General features: G+C 67.2%; 12 protein-coding genes and 3 pseudogenes. 10 read left to right on the top strand and 5 right to left on the bottom strand.

The window, feature by feature from the left end:
- Positions 1-162 precede the first annotated feature (162 nt).
- From AC5RW2_RS37080 to AC5RW2_RS37060, 5 genes are all read left to right on the top strand, one after another.
- Positions 163-942 carry a succinate dehydrogenase iron-sulfur subunit gene (locus AC5RW2_RS37080; RefSeq protein WP_494075127.1) on the top strand — a complete coding sequence of 260 codons (780 nt, stop codon included), beginning with the start codon at positions 163-165 and terminating at the stop codon, positions 940-942.
- A gap of 519 nt (positions 943-1,461) precedes the next feature.
- Entirely contained in the window at positions 1,462-1,635 is a 174-nt protein-coding gene (locus AC5RW2_RS37075) for a hypothetical protein (protein WP_493986768.1), read from the top strand.
- 317 nt (positions 1,636-1,952) lie between these two features.
- Positions 1,953-2,687 carry a GAF and ANTAR domain-containing protein gene (locus AC5RW2_RS37070; protein ID WP_494031332.1) on the top strand — a complete coding sequence of 245 codons (735 nt, stop codon included), beginning with the start codon at positions 1,953-1,955 and terminating at the stop codon, positions 2,685-2,687.
- A 669-nt stretch (positions 2,688-3,356) separates the two neighbouring features.
- A complete protein-coding gene (locus tag AC5RW2_RS37065) occupies positions 3,357-3,845 on the top strand; it encodes a MarR family winged helix-turn-helix transcriptional regulator (protein ID WP_494075126.1) in 489 nt (162 codons plus the stop codon).
- 124 nt (positions 3,846-3,969) lie between these two features.
- Positions 3,970-4,467 carry a hypothetical protein gene (locus AC5RW2_RS37060; RefSeq protein WP_494075125.1) on the top strand — a complete coding sequence of 166 codons (498 nt, stop codon included), beginning with the start codon at positions 3,970-3,972 and terminating at the stop codon, positions 4,465-4,467.
- A gap of 264 nt (positions 4,468-4,731) precedes the next feature.
- On the opposite strand, the gene AC5RW2_RS37055 is transcribed toward AC5RW2_RS37060, so the two are convergent.
- Both AC5RW2_RS37055 and AC5RW2_RS37050 read right to left on the bottom strand, forming a co-directional pair.
- The gene (locus AC5RW2_RS37055) at positions 4,732-5,061 is read right to left on the bottom strand and encodes a histone-like nucleoid-structuring protein Lsr2 (protein WP_494075124.1); all 330 of its coding nucleotides are present in this window, start codon (positions 5,059-5,061) and stop codon (positions 4,732-4,734) included.
- Between the two features lie 996 nt (positions 5,062-6,057).
- Positions 6,058-6,672, bottom strand: a pseudogene (locus AC5RW2_RS37050) (proteasome activator).
- A 409-nt stretch (positions 6,673-7,081) separates the two neighbouring features.
- On the opposite strand from AC5RW2_RS37050, the pseudogene AC5RW2_RS37045 reads away from it, so the two are divergent.
- Positions 7,082-7,557, top strand: a pseudogene (locus AC5RW2_RS37045) (aldehyde dehydrogenase family protein); the annotation flags it as partial.
- Positions 7,558-7,717: 160 nt separating this feature from the next.
- Here the strand turns inward: AC5RW2_RS37045 and AC5RW2_RS37040 are convergent.
- Positions 7,718-8,920: a PucR family transcriptional regulator gene (locus AC5RW2_RS37040; RefSeq protein WP_494075123.1), complete on the bottom strand. Its 1,203-nt coding sequence runs from the start codon at positions 8,918-8,920 to the stop codon at positions 7,718-7,720.
- 97 nt (positions 8,921-9,017) lie between these two features.
- Between AC5RW2_RS37040 and AC5RW2_RS37035 the strand changes: the two genes are divergently transcribed.
- The gene (locus tag AC5RW2_RS37035) at positions 9,018-10,091 is read left to right on the top strand and encodes a ferredoxin reductase (RefSeq protein ID WP_494075122.1); all 1,074 of its coding nucleotides are present in this window, start codon (positions 9,018-9,020) and stop codon (positions 10,089-10,091) included.
- A gap of 13 nt (positions 10,092-10,104) precedes the next feature.
- Positions 10,105-11,355: a fatty acid desaturase family protein gene (locus AC5RW2_RS37030; RefSeq protein ID WP_494075121.1), complete on the top strand. Its 1,251-nt coding sequence runs from the start codon at positions 10,105-10,107 to the stop codon at positions 11,353-11,355.
- A 580-nt stretch (positions 11,356-11,935) separates the two neighbouring features.
- Here the strand turns inward: AC5RW2_RS37030 and AC5RW2_RS37025 are convergent.
- Complete coding sequence (locus tag AC5RW2_RS37025; RefSeq protein ID WP_494075120.1) at positions 11,936-12,652, bottom strand: hypothetical protein; 717 nt, start codon at positions 12,650-12,652, stop codon at positions 11,936-11,938.
- Between the two features lie 351 nt (positions 12,653-13,003).
- Here AC5RW2_RS37025 and AC5RW2_RS37020 point away from each other — a divergent pair, with 351 nt between their 5' ends.
- Positions 13,004-13,840 (top strand): copper oxidase, encoded by an 837-nt coding sequence (locus tag AC5RW2_RS37020; protein ID WP_494032365.1) that lies wholly within the window; start codon positions 13,004-13,006, stop codon positions 13,838-13,840.
- 109 nt (positions 13,841-13,949) lie between these two features.
- Here AC5RW2_RS37020 and AC5RW2_RS37015 read toward each other — a convergent pair whose 3' ends face one another.
- The gene (locus AC5RW2_RS37015) at positions 13,950-14,372 is read right to left on the bottom strand and encodes a hypothetical protein (RefSeq protein ID WP_494037101.1); all 423 of its coding nucleotides are present in this window, start codon (positions 14,370-14,372) and stop codon (positions 13,950-13,952) included.
- A 553-nt stretch (positions 14,373-14,925) separates the two neighbouring features.
- Here AC5RW2_RS37015 and AC5RW2_RS37010 point away from each other — a divergent pair.
- A pseudogene (locus tag AC5RW2_RS37010) lies at positions 14,926-15,950 on the top strand (VIT1/CCC1 transporter family protein).
- The last annotated feature ends 449 nt before the right edge of the window (positions 15,951-16,399 follow it).

Below are 16,399 nucleotides of genomic sequence, written 5' to 3'. Positions count from 1 at the left end.
ACGGGTGCCTGCGCGAACGGCACTGCAGCTACCGGGCAACCTACAGCGGCAACAGCCGGACCGGCCCCGGACCCGGACGGTGACCCGGGATTGAGCCGGTCCGTAACGGCAATAAACCTAGCTTCCCCATACCACCCAAAGCCCCTTTAGGGAGTGGTTTCCATGGCGACCGAACCCGCCGAGCCCGCATCCAGGATCGATCTTCCAGAATCAGCAGGCGAGACCGCCCTGTCGACCTTTGAGGTCACCGTGCGCATCCGCCGTTTCAACCCCGAACTGTCCGACCAGGCGCACTGGGAGGACTTTCCTCTGACCATGCAGGGGACGGACCGGGTGCTGGATGCCCTGCACAAAATCAAGTGGGAGCACGACGGCTCCCTGTCCTTCCGCCGCTCCTGCGCCCACGGCGTCTGCGGCTCCGATGCCATGCGCATCAACGGCCGCAACCGCCTGGCCTGCAAGGTGCTGCTCAAGGACCTCAACCTCAGTAAACCCGTCACCGTCGAACCGCTTCAGGGCCTGCCGGTGGAAAAGGACCTGATCGTGGACATGGAACCGTTTTTCCAGTCCTACCGGGAAATCATGCCGTTTCTGGTCACCAACGGACACGAGCCGACGAGGGAACGGCTGCAGTCCCCGCAGGACCGCGAACGTTTCGATGACACCACCAAGTGCATTCTGTGCGCAGCCTGCACCTCCTCATGCCCGGTCTTCTGGACCGACGGCCAGTACTTCGGCCCGGCAGCGATCGTCAATGCGCACCGGTTCATCTTCGACTCCCGCGATGATGCCGCCGATATGCGCCTGGAAATCCTCAACGACAAGGAAGGCGTCTGGCGGTGCCGCACGGTCTTCAACTGCTCCGAGGCCTGCCCCCGCGGCATCAGGATCACCCACGCCATCAAGGAGGTCAGCCAGGCCATCCTCAGCCGCCACATATGAGGCCAAGGCGGCCCGGGAACAGTGAGCGAACAGCCGCCTCATCCTGAGCGATGCACCCGGCTGTCATGGGCATGCTGAGCACAGTCAATGGCATCCTTACGTTGTTACCGGTACCGGGTAGGCTGAAAAGCCCCGGCCGGATCCTCAGCCGTACCGGCGGCAGGCTGAAGAACGGAAAAACCGGTCAGTGGTGACAATGAATCCCGCACACTGCCCGACAGGATCAGCCGTATCAGGTAGGAACTGAAACCGGAATCGGCCAGTCTGCCCCCGGCCGGCCATGCCGACCGGTTCGGCCAGCACCTGAGCGGCATGGCCGGGTTCAACCGCAGTGAACTGCCTGCGATGGCCCGAAGACCTCAAACCTTCCGCAGCGGTCCCGGACGCCGCAGATAATGAACTCCAGCGGGTGCCCGGGCCGGAAGAACAACCGGACCTCCGTGCCCGAATACGCCGCCGTATTTGGATGCGTTCGGATCTTCGCTTCGCCCTGCCCCGGGCCGGTGGGACGATGGGGGTATGCGCGATGAAGCATCCGAGGCCACTCATACCGGCCCGACCCGACTGCCGGACACCGCCAAGGCCGGATCCGACTCCAACAAGGATCTGCGGGCCCTGTGGCGCCGCCGCGACGAGGCCGAGGAAAAACTCCGGCAGCGCGTGGAAGCGGCCAGAAGAAAACCTGGCCGGTAAGGCACCGCCGCCAACCCACTCTCCCCAGAGAGCCCAGGCCCCACCGTTCAATATCGGCTCCAACTTCCAGGGAACAGTCCACTCAAGGCCCCCTCGAGTCTCTTCTGCCACCCAATCGCCGATAACAGCGCATATGTACTAATCAGCTGTAAAGGGAACCTCTACGCCCTCGTCCGTCTGACCCTCCCGCCGGGACGGCGGGAACAGCAACTGCACAAGAACTCCCCGCACTGGCCCTCCCATCGACCGGCAGTCAGCGCTAACCTGATTCGAGGGGGCAATCAGAGAAACCGCTGCCGGTTCGGGAGGTACTCAAGGTGAACGGTGATACCAGCACAGATTCCCCTCTTGAGCGGCTGCAGGATCTGCTGCTGGAGCGTCGGGATCTGACCGAGTTCCTCGAGGAATTCACCCGTCTCATGGCCGAGAACCTGGCCCAGGGACAGGAGGAAGTGTGGTGTGCTGTCACGCTGCTTCGTGATAAATCGGCCGCCACGGTGGCCAGCAGCAGCGAGCGTGCCGCGGCACTAGATGAGATCCAGTACCGGTTTGGAGACGGGCCGTGCCTGACGGCGGCCCGCGAACACAGACTGGTCCACGTCCCCGACATGCGCCGGGAATTCCGCTGGCCCGAATACCAGGAAGCGGCGGCCGCCAACGGCATCATCTCGGTCCTGGGCGTGCCCTTCGAACTCGAAGGCGAAGCCTCGGCCGGCCTCGATGTCTATTCCGATCAGCCAAACAAATACGATGATGCCGCAATCCGGAATGTGCAGCGGCACGTGCTGATGGCCTCGAAGGCACTGCGGATCGCCGTACGGTTCGCCCAACATCAGGACACCGAGGCACACCTGGAATCAGCCATGCAGTCCCGAACCACCATCGACCTGGCCGTCGGCATCATCATGGCCCAAAACACCTGCAGCCAGGACCAGGCCTTCAACATCCTGAAATCCGCTTCCAACAACCGCAACGTCAAACTCCGCGACCTCGCCGCCCAAGTCATCGCCACAGTCCATCAGGGCGCCACCCAAACACATTTCGACCGCTGACCACCCGCTCCCAAGCCGAGCAGATCACGCTGGCCACTCGGGCCTTCTGCCGTCCCGGCCGGCGTCCGCCCCGACCGCGCTGCAGTGTCCTGGACCGGATCCGGCCGACCGCGAAACCTAAGAGCCGACACTGATGAACAAGGCCCACGGCGCCGTCTGCCACGGACAACCTCACCAACGGTCCGGTCCGAACGCCGATAACGGCGCATACGTTATGGCTGGCTGAAGGCCGGCCCGGTGTTTCTAGCCGACCAGAGTATCGCGCCGGAGATACTCCCGGCCTGCAGGCGTCCGGGTCTTCCTGGTTCCGGTGCCGGATATCCGGGGAAGGTTCTGCAGCCATGGCCGGCTGGGCGGACGAAGCAGAAGCGCCCCTCCAGCGGCGATAACCACCAGTCCGCTTCCGAGCACGGCCAAGCCGAAGAGATAATCCATCACACTCATGCCTGCAAACCCCTCTCATCGTTATCCTGCCGGTTCCTGCCGGGACAAGACCTGCCCGTGCAGGAAGCCGCCTCCGGAGCCACGCCGCAGCCCCGATCATCAGCAAACTTACTATACCCGCAGGGCCGGCGGATCCCCGCCCGGCCGATGGGCAGCTGCACGGGCGCAGGTACCGCGCTATCCTAGATCGCTAGACGGACTAGCTATACCTTCTGGGGGTTTTACATGCAGGATCCGGCCTTGTCTGGCTATTGGTACACGAGGGACTGCGCCGCCGCGGCGGAGGTTCTCGATGCCCTGCGGGACTACCGGGCCTCGGAAGCGGCCATGCGCCGGCGCACGCGCTCCTCCATGGGCATGGGGGAAAGCGATCTGCTGGCCCTGCGGTATCTGCTGCAGGCCGAGGCCGCCGGCCAAACGATAGGGCCGAAGGAACTGGCTGCCCGACTCGGCATCACCTCAGCGTCGGTGACCACGCTGATCGACCGACTGGCCCAAAGCGGCCACCTCCGGCGGGAACGGCATCCGACCGATGGCCGGGCCCTGATCCTGCGGGCCACCGCCGGCTCGGACCGCGAGGTGAGAGCCACTGTGGGGCGGATGCATGCCCGCATGCTCAAGGCCGCCCAATCCCTGTCACAGGAAGAAGCCCGTACCGTAATCACCTTCCTGCACCGCATGCGCAATGCCGTCGATGCCATCGACCCCCACTGATCTCCCCTGCCTCGCGTGATGTCACAGCCGCAGTCCCGGTCGCCCCTCGGGGCTGGACACAAGAGCCGGCTTCTGCTTATAACTAGCTAGTCTAGTTAGTTAGTTTTCGGATCAGGAGGACCCCGTGACTGCTGTTGCAGCCAGGCTTCAGTCCCGCACCGCCCGGGACTTTACAGACAACATCACCTTCTCCCTGCCTGTGGTTCCGGCTCCGGCATTTCCCCCGCAGAAGACTCCGGTGCAGGAGCCTCCCCTGGCGGATGCTCCGGTGCACTGCGGTCAGGCCATGACCCTTGCCGATGTGTCGCTACGGCTGCCGATCGTCACCTTCGCGGCGGAAGAACCCCGCCCGGCATCCAGGCGGGAATGGGTCTGCGGCTGCGGCTTCCGCCAGGATCCGGTCCCCGGCCGGCAGGCGTCGGTGCGGCGGGTATGGCTGGCCGCCGCGCAGGTCGAAGACCGGCAGTGGGCCCTGGACCGGGCCACCGAGAACCTGAATACCAGCATCCGCGCCGCCGTCGGTGAGGGTTGCCCGCTGGAATCAGTTGCCTCCGCGGCAGGCCTGACCGTCCAGGAAGTCTGGGACATCCTGCGGCAGGATGCAGGAATGAACGCAGCCTAAAGGCCCGCAACGCCGACGCCCCCGATAAGCTCTTCCCCGGCCCGGCTTTCGGCTTTGGTCAGGTACCCGGCCGGGGGCCGGTGCGCAGCACCCAAGCTGGACGGGCCTCGAGGGCAACCGAAATCTGCCCCGACTCGGACATACGCCGATAACAACGCATGCGACGGCGTATTAAAGCCGGGAGGAGAATGCTGCATTCCCCTCCCGGGTTGTTTGCCCTCAGTAAGATCTCTGACCTGAATGGCATCAGTGATCTTCGCTGAATCAGGCCACAGCCTTTTGATATGCCTCAGCGACTTCGGAGGATATCCGGCCCCGCCCGGAAACGTCATAACCGTGTTCCCTGGCCCATTCACGGATTTTCCGGGTATCCCCACGGCCGGCCCCGGCCCGGGCCTTGCCGCGGGTTGACCCAACCGCAGGGACCTTGCGGCCGGCCTTCACATACTGCCTGAAGGCCTTACGCAGTGCAGCAGCGTCCCCTGTGGACAGGTCAATTTCATAGTTCGTGCCGTCCATGCCGAAATGCACCGTTTCGTCCGCCGGGCCCCCGTCCAAATCAGAGACCAGGACGATTTCCACCTTTTGTGCCATGCGAAGCGACTCCTCAATAACGGGGACAATTTCCCCAGATAAATATTACGTATCCCGGCCGCGCTTTTGACAGCACAGAACGGCCACCAACCGGCCACCGCGACCGGTTCAGGAACGGCCGGTTCAAGTAAGCGCCGTCACCGGCGGCGGGGTATTTATGCCCACCCGGGAGCCGGTCCGCCGTTGTCCGGTATCTGTAAAGAATCAGGTCCGGACGAATGTTATTGACGCGCTGACACCCTCGGCCCTGCTGCCCTTCAGGGACGTGCTGCCGCAGGTTCCGGGCCGGCATGATAACCGGTCCTCCACTCCGGGCGACGGAACTCTGAGGCGGCACAGGACAGGCAGCCCCATCTCCCTGAGCACAGCCCATATCAGCGCACATGTATCGGCGGCGGCGGACCCGGGGCCCTTCGCTCATCCCGATTGACTGACGGATTACCAGGCTCTTTCGCTGGCCCCGGTATCGCCTTCGGTCCAAGCCTGCGCCGGCCCACTGTCAGGGGTCTCGTGCAGCCCTGGCTGCTTTCCTGCCGAGGTGCCGGTGAACCGGCAGGCACCGGTGTGTGGATGGGGCAGGTCGCAGATTCGTGTATTCGGCCGCATACACCCTGCTGAGCGGCGTCGGAATCGACCAAAACGCTGTGCTCACGGGGTGGCCCGGACGGACCGGCCCCGGAATCAGCGCTCATTGGTGTGGGATTAGGCTGGGGCAGACCCATGATGAGATCCGTATGGTAAGAGCCGGAACCGTGGTGGTTCCGGCTGACCTCCTGTCCCTGCCGCTTTACTGCACCAGGAACTGTACCCATATTTTTTTCCCATCAACGGTGCCGAAGGAAGAGCCCGCCGGGACCGGGCCGCCCACCCCTGACACACCCCAACCCGAGACCGATAACTAGCGCATGTGACACCGGGTATCCCTTCGGCGGCGGACCGTCAGGTACCGCCAGCCCATTCGGTCGGTCATGGGTAGTGTTCCCTGCCCGGGCGGGGCTAGAGATACCCGAACCCGCTGCACTGTCCGCCCCGGCCGCCCGCCGCGGGGCCCATAGTGCTGTGAATAGGTGCGGGATCCCCGTCCTCGGCGGTCCCGGTGCCGGCGGCCGGGCGGGCGGGCGCAATGTGGCGCAGTTGCTGCTGCGCCGCCAGGGTCTGGTTCGCGATTTCCTGCACCGCCAGGGCTGTCTGGATGCCCCGGAACAACCCTTCCAGCCAGCCCACCAGCTGGGCCTGGGCCACCCGCAGCTCGGCTTCGGAGGGAGCGGAATCGGCTGGGAAGGGCAGGCTGATCCGGTCCAGTTCCCGGGCCAGTTCAGGGGCGATTCTGTCCTGAATCTCGAGAACGGATTGTTAATAGATGCTCGCCAGCCGGTACCGCGCACCCTCATCCAGGGGTCCATTGCGCACCTCCTCCAGCAGCTGCCCGACCGTCCTGCCGATCCGGACGACTTTAGCGGGCTCATCCACCGGCATGCCGCGCCCAGCCGGCTCTGAACCTGCAGCATCGGCCGGGTCGCATTGGGCGGTCTTCGGGCTGCCCTGCCCGGGCTGCCGCGGCTGCGCATCTTCCGAACGCCCGGCAGCGGTCGGGGAGCCTTCCGCCGCCATGTCTACGGTCCGCACAGTCTCCGCCGCCATGGTCCCCAGCCCGGGACGGCAGTCACCTGCTGCCACCGGAAACGAATCGAATCCGGCTGCCACTATCACCGTCTCCTCCACAGTCCTAAAGTTGAGCCATATCGACTCAACTACGCCAAAATGATACCGCTCCCCCGCTCTGGCCGTTCCAGAGGAAGAACGCCTTTAGCAGATGCCGCAGAGGCGGCCGGCTCATTCCATGTGCCCGCGCCGGCGCTTCTGCCCCGTCTGAACGGTGGAACCATATTGAGGCAGGCTAGGTGGGGCGGTCCGGGCAGACCAACGCCTGACTGGACCTCCCCCGCTTCGCCAAATGATGCCAAGACAGGGCAGCCGCTGTCTTAAACAGATCGGGGGTCTGGCGTTCTTGCCGCCAAGGCTCGGGCCGCTGCAGAACAAGGCCCAGTTCGACATCGTCTCCAAGCTGGTGCAGGCGGCCAAGGACTCCGGTGCCCGCGTCCTGGTGGGCGGCGAGCCGGAGACGGACCAGGCCGGCTACTTCTACCCGACCACCCTGGTGGCGGACATCGATAACGACAACCCGCTGGTCGCCGAGGAGCAATTCGGTCCGGCGCTGCCGATCAGCAAGTACTCCAGCGTGGACGAGGCCGTTGAGATGGCCAACTCGCTCGAGGTCGGCCTGGGCGCCTCGGTCTGGTCTTCGGATCCGGCGACGGCCCCGAGGTCGCGCCCCGGATCGAGGCCGGCACGGTGTGGATCAACAAGCACGGCGCCATCGATCCGCGCATTCCGTTCGGCGGCGCCAAGCAGTCCGGCTACGGCCTGGAGTTCGGCGTCGAAGGGCTCAAGCAACTCGGCGCCCCGCAGGTCATCGCCGGCTGGAAACCACCATAATGGGCAGCGCCAGGCAACACCCCTGACGCTGCCCATCATGCAGTTCGATTGGTCCTGTTCCACCCCCGGATACAGCCCGCGTCAGGCACATAAATGCCAATAACTGCGCATATGACGGGGTCGTCGGGTGGAGGGGCGGCTGCGCTGTGAGTCCACTGCTTTAGCGTCTTCCGGCGTGAAGTGCGAGTTCGAGTTCGAACCGTGCTTGCGGGTCTTGCAGCTGTTCGCCGAAAAGTTCGCGCAGCTGGGCTATCCGGTAGCCGACAGTCTGGGGGTGGATTTTGAGTTCTGCTGCTATCGGGGCTCTTTGGCCCCAATGCCGCAGCCATGAGTGCAGGGTTTCGGTGAGCCTGGCGCGTTGAGCCGGACGCAGGGTCTCCAGCGGTGCGAGTCGGCGCCGGGCCAGTTCGGTGATGGCGGTTGGTTCTGCGCCGAGGATCACCTGCACCAGGTGGTCCTCGGCCCAGAGCGGAGGGTCGTGGGGGTCCTGCCGGGGCGGCAGCACCGAGGCGGCCAGCATGGCCAGCCGCAGTGAGTCGGGTACCCGTTGCCAGCCTACGGCCGGTCCGACGGCAGCGGACCGGCCGTGTAGGACGGTCTCCAGTTCCTTCCGTGCGGCAGCAGTCGGCGGGGCCGGGACGAGGGCGACGGCATCGGTTTCGCGTTCAACGACCAGGGTTCTGGGACCCAGGCGCAGCCGCAGGCCGGCGGCACAGTCCAGCGGCAGCATGACCGCCGCGAGCCGTGGCGGCAGTGCCCAGTCGGCCATGGAAGCTGCCCGGCGCAGGGCCGCCTCGTCGGCCTGGCCCATCAGCAGCAGTTCCAGCAGCTCGGTACGGCGCCGTTCCATTGCTCCGGCGCGTTCAGACTGTTCGAAGGCGTAGGCCTCGGCGCTGACCGCGGAGAGCTCCTCGATGTAGGCCAGGATGGATTCGCCCAGATTCACGACAACGTTCGGGCCCAGCCCCTGCTCCATGGAGGCCCGGGACATCTCGCGCAGCGTCACCCGCGCTCCGATCCGGTATGCGCTCAGCAGGGCATCCATGCTGCGGCCCTGCCGGAACTCACCGCTGCCCAGACCGGCTACCACCTGCCGGCTCTCATCGGACAGGGCCGGCAGGCGGGTGCCGGGCAACTGGAGGAAACGGTCCAGCGCTTCGGCCACCCCGCGGTGCAGCCCGCGGCCGAACCGGCCCTCAAGGGGCAGGGCGTAGGCGGGCACCAGCTTCGGAACGGCGTCGATAATGGCTTCCACAACCCCGGGAACCATGGGCCGCAAAAGATCGCCCACTTCCTTCGGCAGCGCCAGCCAGGGCGGCCCGTATCCCTGTTGGGTTGGGGTGCTGAGCGGTCCGGACTCCACGGAGAACCCCCTAAATTGTTTCGCAATGATAGTTTTGCACATGTGATCGTATCCGGGACTAGGAGAAATACGGTCCCAGAAGCCATAGGCTTAAGGCATGATCCGGCTCCGCAGGCTGGCACGTGCCGCATCTGTTCTGACCACTCCACTGGCCCCGGAAGATTTTGCGTCCCTGTTCAACCCCGTGTCCTCCACCCGTCAGCTGCGCGGCGTGGTGACCCGCGTGGTTCCCCAGACTGCCGGCTCCGCAACCATTTTCTTCCGGCCCGGACGCGGCTGGCAGGCGCACAAGGCCGGCCAGTGGGCGCGGATCGGCGTCGAGATGGACGGGGTGTGGCACTGGCGCTCGTATTCGCTCAGCACAGCGGCAGGCCAGGATCCCGCCATTACCGTGACCGACGTCGGTGCGGTCTCCCATGCCCTGGTCCGCAACACCCGCCCCGGGGATGTGCTGTTCCTGGCACCTCCGCAGGGGGATTTCGTGCTGCCCGAGCAGCCCCGGCCGCTGCTCATGCTTACCGCCGGCAGCGGCATCACCCCGGTCATGTCCATGGTCCGAACCCTCATACCCCGCCGTCCCGATGCAGACGTGGTACTCATCCATTCCGCCCGCACGCCGGAAGAGAGCATCTTTCGCGAGGAACTCTCCGAACTGGCCGATCAGTTCCGCAACCTGCGCGTGACGCATTGGTTCACCAACGAAAGCGGCCGGCTGGACTTCGGATCCCCTGCAGCGTTGGAACGGCTCTGCCCCGACTGGCGCGCCCGCGCCGCCTACGCCTGCGGGCCCGAGGAATTCCTCACCGACGCCGAGGCGCTGTGGGCGGCGGAGGCAGCATCGGCCGGCAGAAACAGCGCGGGCAGCCTGACGATTGAGCGATTCAGTACCGATCTGTCCGGCGGGACCGGGCACGAGGGCGGACCGGTCACCTTCGAGACCTCCGACCGGGAGGTTGCGGCGGACGGGGATACTCCGCTGCTGGACGTCGGCGAAGACGCCGGCCTGCTGCTTCCCAGCGGCTGCCGCATGGGCATCTGCCACAGCTGCCTGGTGCCGCTGCGGGCAGGCCGCGTCCGCGACCTGCGCACCGGGGAAGTACACGGCGAACCCGGCCAACTCATCCAGACCTGTGTTTCGGCAGCAGCCGGACCCGTCAACCTCGAACTCTGAGGAGCATCGTTCCATGACCCTTACTTCCAACCCCCCGGAACCGGCTACGGCCGCCGGCACGACCTCCCCGGAGCAGCCGAAGACATCCGCGGCCGCGTCTGCGGCGGCAGCCGCACCCAAACCCCGGCCCGGGGCCCTGGCCGCCTCCGGCGGGCCCGTCGTCCGTCCGCCGACGGCCGCGCACCTGACCGACGAACAGGTCGCCGAACTGGGCCGCGAGCTGGATGCGATCCGCGACGACATTCTGGCAAAACGCGGCGCCTCCGACGCCGCCTACATCCGGCGCATGATCAAGATCCAGCGCGTCCTGGAGATCTCCGGCCGCGCCGCGCTGCTGGTCAGCAAGAACAAAACGGCGTGGGTCGCCGGCACCACCATGCTGACTCTCGCGAAGATCCTGGAGAACATGGAGATCGGGCACAACGTGCTGCACGGCCAGTGGGACTGGATGCGGGACCCGGACATTCACTCCACCACGTGGGAATGGGACTTCGTCACTCCGGCCCGGTCCTGGCAGCACACCCACAACGACCTGCACCACCGCTGGACCAACGTCGTGGGTAAGGACCGCGATGTGGGATACAACCTGCTGCGCATGGATCCGGACCAGCCCTGGAAACCGTTCAACCTGGGCAACCCCCTGTACAACGCGCTGCTGGCCCCCGTCTTCGAATGGGGAATAGCGATCTACGACCTGGAAATCCCGGAATACAAGGAAGGCAGAAAGAGCAAAGCCGCGCTTATCAGGGACCTGAAGGCCATGGGACGCAAGGCCGCCAAGCAGCTCACCAAGGACTACGCGGCAACCCCGGCACTGGCCCTGCTCACCGGCTCCGGCAAACAAGCCCTTTACGGGACCCTGGCAGCCAACGCGGTCCGCAACCTCTGGGCCCACGCGGTCATCTTCTGCGGACACTTCCCCGACGGCGCCGACACCTTCACCGAGGACATGGCCGACGGTGAAACCCGCGGAGACTGGTACGTGCGCCAGATGATCGGCTCGGCCAACATTTCCGGATCCAGGCTCATGCACCTGATGACCGGCAACCTCTCCCACCAGATCGAGCACCACCTCTTCCCGGACCTGCCCTCCAACCGGTACGCGGAGATCGCCCCCCAGGTCCGCGAAATCTGCCGCCGCTACGGGCTGCCCTACACCTCCGGGCCGCTGCTCAAACAGGTCGGATCCTCATGGGCCAAAGTCCTCCGGCTCGCCCTCCCGGACGAAAAACCATCCCGACGCCGGGATCCGGCCACCGTCTGATCCTCCCGGGAAGGACCGCCCCAACGACCGGTGCAGGGCAGGAAAATACCGGCAAACCGGTGCAGGGCAGGAAAATACCGGCAAACCGGCGCACGGCTACACCACACACCGGCCCGCACCGTTTCACCCTGCCCCGCGGCTCCTGCCGGTGCTCTTAAGGGGTGCGCCGGTTCACCGTGGCCCCTAGGATGAAGCTGACCGGCCGGCATTTCTGCCGACGGGCACCAACCGCAGGGAGAACGACCATGGGTATGGGCGACAGGATCAGAAACGCCGCGCAAAAACTGGGCGGCACAGGCAGAACGGCCTCCAGACACGCCTCCACCGGCGGGCGGACCACAGCAGGCACGGGAAGCAACCCGGAGCTCAGGAACATCGGCGCAAGAATTCTGGGGGTCTTCAGGAAAAAGCGCTAAGCACAGGTCCGGAGGGCCGCCTGACCCGAAGACCGCCAGCACGGCCAACGGTGCTTAACTGCTCAACGCCATGCCGCCGCCGATAACAGCGCATATGACACCCACAGTTTGGGTGGAGCCGCCGGTCTTCCGAGCCGGGTGCTCCAGCCGGCGGCCCTCGCCTGTCAGGCCGGTCCGGGCTGGGTTTGGGTTCCCTTTCGCGGCGCCGGTCTGCCGGCCCGGGGTTTCAGGGCCCTGCGCGGGCTGCTGCCGGCTTCCAGTACCTGCAGGCCGATGTAGATCAGCGCGACGGCCTGGACTGCGGCCGCCAAAGTCGGGAAGAGAGCGCCGTAGGGCAAAAAGACCGGCAGCGCCATGCCGGTGAACATCACCGCGGCCGGCCACCAGGACACGACACCGCTGCGCCACAGCGCCAGCAGGAAGACAGGGATCGCCACGAGGGTGATGAAAACGGCGGGGCGGTAGATCGCGGTCTGTGCCAGCTCCCCCGGGTATTCCCCCGCGATGGCGGCCAGCTGCGCGGAGGAGACCGCAGCACTGTCGGCGGCGCGCAGGAACCAGAAGATCTGCGCCGACGGCAGGAAACCGACCACTCCGATAAAGGCCAGCACCCCGGCAATGTGCCCCCAGACTGCCGGGCCGGGCCGCAGCATTTCCAGCAGCCCCAGCAGGCCGGCCGCCAGCGCCACGAAACCGTAATGCAGCAGCAAAGGCCCGAGCTGACCGGCCGAGGAGCTGCCCGTGACGGCCTCGACGAAGGCCTCCTGGGTGCCGTCCCGGCCCCAGGGCCACACGGCGAACGCGACGGTGTTGAAGATACCGGCAACGATGAGCGCGGCTGCGGTGGTGTACCGGCGAAGACGGACTGGGTTGGCGGGCATGACAGGCTCCCTTGGCGCCGGACGGCCCCGACTGCAGGATGACCGTCCTGATACCACCATCGTGGCACCACAGCCCCGCGGGCGACATCCTCAAACTTAGGCCGCCCGTACGGGGGGGTTCTCCTTTATCCCCGGGATGGGGGTGTGCCGCCTAGAGGGAAGAGGGCACCATGGGTACATGGGCTTGTTAATCAGGGTCAGGACGCGGCGGCGGCTGCCGGGCACGGGACGGAACCGGAACCCCTGACGGCCGGCGGGGGCAGCGGCGGCACCGGACGCGGGGCCTTTGACTCCGGGGACCGGCGCTCCGGGTTGCCGGCGCCGCCGGTGCGCCTGGCCGAAGGCGAACCGGTGCCCGTGACCCTGCAGGACTGCCGCACGGTCCGCACCGTCCCCTGGCCGGACGCCGGCAGCGGGCACGCACGGCCGGTGACCTCCTTCGAGGCTGCCCGCCGCCGCCCCGGCCGGTGGGTCCCCGAACCCGGCATCCCGGGGGACCCGGACACCGGCACCGCCGGCACCTATTTCTACCGCTGCCGCCCCGGCCCGCCCGGCGGCCCGGATACCCTCGGGGCGCTGGTGATCGATCCGGTCCCCCACCCCGACTTCCCCGTCAGTGAAGAATCCCGGCGGGCCTTCGTGGACGGGCCCGAATACGACCCCGGCACCGAAGCCATCCTGATCACCGCCCCGCAGGACGCCGTTAAGACAAACACCGGGACGGAAAACACCGGCACGGAAACGGCCGGTCCGCAGGAACTGCTGCGCGTTTATGCCTGGCAGCCGGCCGACTCCCCCGAAAACCTCAAGCCCCTGCCGCCGGCCCTGGACGCCAACCTCGTCCCGGGGCCGAAGAAGCCGACGCTGCTGCGCCTGCTCAACGCCTGCACCCGCCCGGTGACCGCCCGTTTCACCGGCCCCGCCGCCGCCCCGGCGCCCATCGCGCAGCTGATCGCCCATGACAGCCGGCCCCTGCGCGACACCTCCGACCCGGCCGGGCCCGCCCCGCCCACCTGGGCCACCGCCCATCCGCTGGTCACCGCCGTCGTTGAAGTGCCTCCCGGCGGCCGCTGCGACCTGCTGCTTGAACCGCCCGCCCCGGGAACCTACCTGCTCACCGCCGGACCATCCAGCCCCGGCGGCCACAGCACCACCGCCGCCGCGCACCTCACCGTCACCGCCGCCTAGAACCGGGCCCCGGGCATCGGATCCCCGCAGGGCAGGGCTGTCCGCGTGCCGCCGCGGAACCGACGAGACAGGCCGAGGGAGGCAGACGGAGGGAGGCAGGCGGAGGGCGTTACCGTCCGGCCGGGGAACCGCAGAATCCGGCAGTGCTGATCGCGGCAATGATCCTGCGGGCCTGGTCATCGGAGACCGGATCCGCGCCCGGGCCGGTGAATCTGATTTTCGTGACGGTCAGCAGGTCCTCGGCGCCGCCGGCAATGCCGGAGCAGGTTGCCCGCACCTTCGAAAGGGCATCACCGCTGAGCAGCAGCGGATCGATCGCCGCCAGTTCCGCCAGCACCGCCTGCTGCGCTCCGGTGCCCTCCGTGGAGACAGCACGGTTCACCACCGGGGCTTGGGCCACCGGGGTCTGGGCCGCGCGCGTCTGGGCCGGCGGGGTCTGGGCCGACGGGGTCTGGGCTGCCGGGTCCGCGGCGGTGCCGCAGCCGGCGAGCAGCGCTGCGGACAGCAGCGCCGGAAGGGCTGTTTTCTGCATGTGCTCCTCCTGCCCGTCCGCCGCCACGTGCCGTCCGGGACAAGGCCCGGGGCGGTCCTGCGGTTGCGGTGCCGGTCCCGACCGGCCCGCTACTGTCCAGGATCCGCCTTTCAGGCCTGGTTGCGGCCCGGACTGCACCCCAGTGATCGGATGCTGGGGTGGGAACCGGCGGCCTGCGCACTCCTGACACTGCGGGAGGAGCCGCCCGGCAACCGGATCGGTCGGACGGGTGCAGTCCCCTGCCGTCCGGTACCGTCCGGTCCCCGCGGGCCAGGGCGGGTCAGGGCGGTCAGGGCGGGTGCCGGATGGATTAGGATGAGGGGCGTCGAAGGGGAGTAGTTCCCACCGCCCGCCAAGCGCGGGCGCAGCGGCGCATCGACATACTGGTTTCCCGGACGGGAGGCCGGTGCGCCACCCGCCACAAATGGCGGGCGAGCGAGACCTTCGATCAGATTCTGCTCTGATCGAAGCCGCGCCCGCCGCCGCATTCCGGTCAGTGCGCAGCCGTGAGGACAGTCATGACCGATGTGCCTGACCGGAATCAGCCGGCCACCTGGCCAATGAACGGGCAGAAGCCGCAGTGTACCGGGATCTGGCCGGCCGGCGTTCCGGCGAGGAACGGGCGATTCTGCTGGCCCTGGCCGAGGCCGAAAGCCGGCACGAACAGCACTGGGAGAACCTGCACGGCGACAACATCGGCCGCCCGCGGCGCGGTGATCTCAGGACCCGGCTGCTGGACCTGCTGGCCCGCCGGTTCGGTTCGGTCTTCGTCCTGGCCCTGGCCCAGCGGGCCGAATCCCGCTCCCCGTACGAGCGGGACGCCGATGCGACCGCGGCCATGGCCGCGGACGAAAAGATCCACGAGGAGGTGGTCCGGGCCCTGGCCGCCCGCGGACGCAACCGGCTCTCGGGAACCTTCCGTGCGGCGGTTTTCGGCGCCAACGACGGGCTGGTCAGCAACCTGTCGCTGGTCCTGGGCGTCGGAGCCAGCGGGGTGCCCAACCGGGTCGTGCTGCTGACCGGAATCGCCGGTCTGCTCGCCGGTGCCCTCTCGATGGGAGCCGGCGAATTCGTCTCCGTCCGCTCCCAGCGCGAACTGCTGGAAGCCTCCATCCCGGACCCCGAAGCCCGCCGGGCTCTGCAGCGCCTGGACCAGGAAGCCAATGAACTGGCCCTGATCTACCGGGCCCGCGGCATGAGTGCCCGGCAGGCTGTTGACCGGGCGGCCGAGCTCTGGCCGATCCGGGCTCCGTCGGGGCGGAAGAGCCCCGGACCGCGGACCGTGATGAGCACGAGGCCATCGGCACCGGCATGGGCGCGGCGCTGTCCAGTTTCGGCTTTTTCGCCTCCGGCGCCATTATCCCGGTGCTTCCCTACCTGGTCGGCCTGCAGGGGCTGGCCGCTGTCATCGTCGCGGGGGTCATCGTCGGACTGGCCCGGCTGATCACCGGGGCCATCACGGGCCTGCTCTCGGGCGCCCCGCCGCTCAAACGGGCCCTGCGCCAGCTGGCCATCGGCTACGGCGCCGCGGCGGTGACCTACGCGCTCGGCCTGCTCTTCGGCACCGGCGCCCTCTGACGCCCCGGGTGCCGGCGGGCCCAAGGTAAATGCAACAGCCCGTCCCTGCACTGGCCGTAGTGGATCGGTTTTAATGACCCCAATTATTAGAACCGCGGCTCCCGCCCCGCATCCCGGGACGGGAGCCGTGCTCCGGGGTGTTACTGCACCCCGTCAGCACAGCGGGGTCAGCACAGCGGGGCCAGAACCCCGGAACCGGGCAGCAGGCATTCCTGCGGATCCGCCGCGGACTTCACGGCCGTCGCCTCCCGCCGGCAGGACAGCCCGGCCATGGCCGGCCCTGGACTGCGTGGACATCCTCATGCGAATAAGCCCCACCGGGCTTCAGACCCGCACACATCCTGCAACCGGCGCCTGATGTACCGGCGGACCTGCGGTTTCCGCAGCTGCCATGACCAGGAATACAACAGCTATCGGTGCTTATCCCCGCAGCACATATAACGGCCGGG

It is taken from the genome of Arthrobacter sp. B0316-1-20 (assembly GCF_059091865.1).
This window is presented reverse-complemented; position numbering and strand designations above follow the sequence as displayed.

Excerpts from the sequence above, each read along its gene's own strand:
- AC5RW2_RS37035 (WP_494075122.1), top strand. The coding sequence starts at position 9,018 with ATGATCCGGCTCCGCAGGCTGGCACGTGCCGCATCTGTTCTGACCACT.
- AC5RW2_RS37075 (WP_493986768.1), top strand. The coding sequence starts at position 1,462 with ATGCGCGATGAAGCATCCGAGGCCACTCATACCGGCCCGACCCGACTG.
- AC5RW2_RS37080 (WP_494075127.1), top strand. The coding sequence starts at position 163 with ATGGCGACCGAACCCGCCGAGCCCGCATCCAGGATCGATCTTCCAGAA.
- AC5RW2_RS37015 (WP_494037101.1), bottom strand. The coding sequence starts at position 14,372 with ATGCAGAAAACAGCCCTTCCGGCGCTGCTGTCCGCAGCGCTGCTCGCC.
- AC5RW2_RS37055 (WP_494075124.1), bottom strand. The coding sequence starts at position 5,061 with ATGGCACAAAAGGTGGAAATCGTCCTGGTCTCTGATTTGGACGGGGGC.
- AC5RW2_RS37030 (WP_494075121.1), top strand. The coding sequence starts at position 10,105 with ATGACCCTTACTTCCAACCCCCCGGAACCGGCTACGGCCGCCGGCACG.
- AC5RW2_RS37025 (WP_494075120.1), bottom strand. The coding sequence starts at position 12,652 with ATGCCCGCCAACCCAGTCCGTCTTCGCCGGTACACCACCGCAGCCGCG.
- AC5RW2_RS37065 (WP_494075126.1), top strand. The coding sequence starts at position 3,357 with ATGCAGGATCCGGCCTTGTCTGGCTATTGGTACACGAGGGACTGCGCC.